Source organism: Streptomyces sp. SID3343, from assembly GCF_009865215.1.
Taxonomy (GTDB): domain Bacteria; phylum Actinomycetota; class Actinomycetes; order Streptomycetales; family Streptomycetaceae; genus Embleya.
The window spans coordinates 1-3,417 of record NZ_WWJX01001177.1; the positions used below are offsets into that span (position 1 = coordinate 1).

2 protein-coding genes are annotated in these 3,417 nt (G+C 70.1%); one reads left to right on the forward strand and one right to left on the reverse strand.

Annotation, left to right across the window (positions count from 1 at the left end; genetic code table 11):
• Nucleotides 1-166 precede the first annotated feature (166 nt).
• The gene (locus tag GT354_RS37230; RefSeq protein WP_161360809.1) at nt 167-1,882 is read right to left on the reverse strand and encodes a cellulose binding domain-containing protein; all 1,716 of its coding nucleotides are present in this window, start codon (nt 1,880-1,882) and stop codon (nt 167-169) included.
• A gap of 734 nt (nt 1,883-2,616) precedes the next feature.
• Between GT354_RS37230 and GT354_RS37235 the strand changes: the two genes are divergently transcribed.
• Nucleotides 2,617-3,417, forward strand: an 801-nt coding sequence (locus tag GT354_RS37235) for a lytic polysaccharide monooxygenase (protein WP_161360810.1), incomplete at its 3' end; no start/stop codon positions are given.

Sequence of the window (3,417 nt, forward strand, 5' to 3'; positions counted from 1 at the left end):
AACCCGGCGGCGTCGACACGACGCCACCGGGCCGCTCGGCTTGTCCCGGACGCCGGTGCGTCCGACATCGGCGACAAGCCTTCGAAGCACCGGCCGAAGAGGGTCGACCGGTGCAGTCGACCGGTCGGCCGGTGCGGTCGACGGATCGACCGGTGAAGTCGACGGATCAGCCGGTGAAGTTCTTGAAGAGGGTGGTGAATTCGTAGGGGGACTGGGCGATGCTGCTGCACGAGGGCGAGACGCCGCCGCCGGGGCAGGAGCCGTTGTCGCGGCCCACCGACCAGAATCCCAGGCGACCGATGTGGTTGGTGTTGGCCCACGTGACCAGCTTGCCCGCGTCGGACTGCGTGAAGATCTTGCCGTTGAAGTTGCGACCGATCATCGGCGTGACCGCGAGCATGCGCTTGAGCTCCGCGTCGGACTTGGCGGGCCAGATCTCCTTCATCTGGCGCAGGGTCGCCTCCGATGCCGCGATCACCGCGTCGCCCCACACCGGACGAGAGGTGCCGAACTCCATCGTCATCGCGTTGACGATGTCGACGGAAACGCCGTTGTCCCGCGCGTTCTTGAGCAGGTCCACGCCCAGGATCGGGGTCAGACCGTAGTCGTCGCCCTGGATCATCAGGGTGAAACTGACCGTGGTGCCGGGGCGGTCGCGTTGGACCCTGGCCAGCGCCTTGTTCATGGTGTCGACCGGGATGGACGCCTCGATGTCGATGTCCAGGTGCTTGACACCGAGCGTGTCGATGATCTTGAGATACGCGCCGGCGAGAGCGTCGACCGAACCGCAGGACGCCTCGAGGTAGGGGCCGGCCGCGCCGCCGGTGGCGACCACCACGTCACCACCCTGGGCCCGAAGTGCGTTGATCTGGTTGACGATACGTGGTTCGGCGAGCGGGATCGTGCCGCCCCACTGCGGATCGCAGCCGCTGTTGCTGCCGAGGACGAAGGCCAGCGTGAAGACCTTGTGGCCGGTGGCCGCGGCGACCTCGGTCAGGGTCGGTGACTCGCGGGTGATGTCGATGTAGGGGACGCTGCGCACCGAACCCGGCGGCGGGTTGTCGGGGCCGCCCGGCGTGGTGCTCGCGGCGAGGTCGGCCGTGAAGGCCGACAGGTTGCCCGTCGGGTCCTTGGCCCGGACCTTGACGGTGTACGACCTGGCCGCGGCCAGCCCCGACACGGTCGCGTTGGTGCCGGTCACGGTGGTCGCCGCGGCGCCGTCGACGAAGACGTCGTAGCCCGAGACCCGGTCGTTGTCGGTCGACGCGTTCCAGGCCAGGGTCAGCGAGGAGGACGACGCGCCGCTCAGCCGCAGGTTGCTCGGGACGGTGGGGGCGGTGGTGTCCGGTTGGGCCGGGCCCGTACAGGGGTTGCCGTTCAGCTTGCAGTTGGTGGGAGCTGCGGAGCCCGCGCCCAGGAAGCCGAAGGACGCGGCGGCGCCGGGGGCGAGCGTGCCGTTGTACTCGCGGTTGGTGAACACGTAGTGCCCGCCGGTCGATCCGGTTTGCAGGGCGTCCCAGTACGAACCGACCGTGGTGCCGGCCGGCAGGTCGAACTCGACGCGCCACGTGGTCAGCGTGGTGCTGCCCTGGTTGCGGATCGTGTACTGGCCGGTGAAGCCCGAGCCCCAGTCGGACGCCTTGGCGAAGGTCGCCTCGGGAGTCGCGGCGTTGGCGACACCGCCGGGGAGCGCGACGAACGCGAGTGGTGCGGTGATGCCCACGGCGAGCAGCCGCGCGAGCGAACGCAGGCCGCGCCGGGCCCGGTGGCGCGCCGGCGGGACGAAAGACGGAGGGGACGCGGAGGACGCGGAAGTGCCGTTGCGCCGGCGGAAGCGGGACGGAGTGGTGCGGTGGTGCTGCGCGTGGAACGCAGGTCTCATGAGCCGAGCTCCTGGACACGTCGGGATACCGAAGTGGATGGGGACACGCTGCCGTGCGTACGCCGCCGGTCTGCGTACGCCACCGCTCGCGGCCAAGCGACGGGGGAATACGGCCATGCCGGGGCGGCCGTCGCCCACACTTCGTCGACCGTCCTCGCACCGACAATGGTCTATACCAACCAGCGTCTCGTCCATAGGTCCGGCCGATCGATTTTCGCGCAACCGCTTTCGGCACCCCTCGCGAGACCCCACGCTGCCCCCGGCGAATTCTCGACCCGGACCCGACCCCGGCCGACCATCACCCGACCCGGATCCGGTCGGGGCCTGCCCCGGGCGCGCCTGCTCCCGGCTCGGAGAATTTTCCGAAAGTAAACCAATCTTTCACCTGACGAATCGTCAGAGTGCCTGCCCCGCAGGCCAACCCGGATATCCGTCGGCTCGGATGCCCGTGTCCGGAAGGAACCAGCCCGGCGCCGGCCGCGGCGGAACCGGAAAGTTTGGCTCCGCAGTCTTGCGCCGACCGCCCGCCGCGGCGAATCTGGGTACGACCGCAGCCATTGGTCTAAACCTGTCCCGGGTAGACCACCGGCTGCGGCCTGGCAGCACGCCGGAAACACGGGATCCGTCGCGGCCCACCGCGGATGCCGGTTCGACCGCGCCGCCCCCACCACACGGGGGTCGGTGCCTGCCCGTCCCCGGTACCACCGGCAACACCCGCTCCTGGAGGGCGTTTCATGAAGTCTCGACGCAAGGTCGCGGCGTTGGCCGCCTCGTTCTGTCTGGCGCCGCTGACGATCGCCGCGCTGTCGACAGGCAGCGCGCAGGCGCACGGCACGCTGAGCAACCCGCTGAGCCGCACCGGCACGTGTCGCGCCGAGAACCCCGAGAACCCGTCGTCGGCCGCGTGCAAGGCGGCCGTGGCGCTGGGTGGCACGCAGCCCGTGTACGACTGGAACGAGGTCAACCTGGCCGATGTCAACGGTCGGCACAAGGAGTTCATCCCGGACGGCAAGCTGTGCAGCGCCGGGCGGGACAAGTACAAGGGCTTCGACCTGCCGCGCGCCGACTGGCCCGCGACCAACGTGAGCCCCGGTGCCACGTTCAACTACCTGTTCCGGGCCACGTCGCCGCACCGCGGCACGTTCCAGTTCTACGTCACCAAGGACGGGTACGACCCCACCACGCCGCTCAAGTGGTCGGACCTGGAGGCGACGCCGTTCCTGACCCAGACCGATCCGCCGTTGGACAACGGCTCGTTCACCTTCGCCGGGCGGATGCCGGCGAACAAGACCGGTCGGCACCTGATCTACGTCGTCTACCAACGCAGCGACAGCCCCGAGGCGTTCTACTCGTGCTCCGACGTGGTGTTCGGCAGCGCGGCCGTCGCCGCGCCGGCCGCGGTGAGCGCGGCCTCGGCCCCGCTCGCGAACGTCACCGGCGCGCCGTACATCGAGAAGGCGCCCGCGGCGATCAACGCGGCCCCCGTCGCCGCGACGGACGAGGGCCCCGCAGGCGTTCCGCGCGCGGCCGGCGTC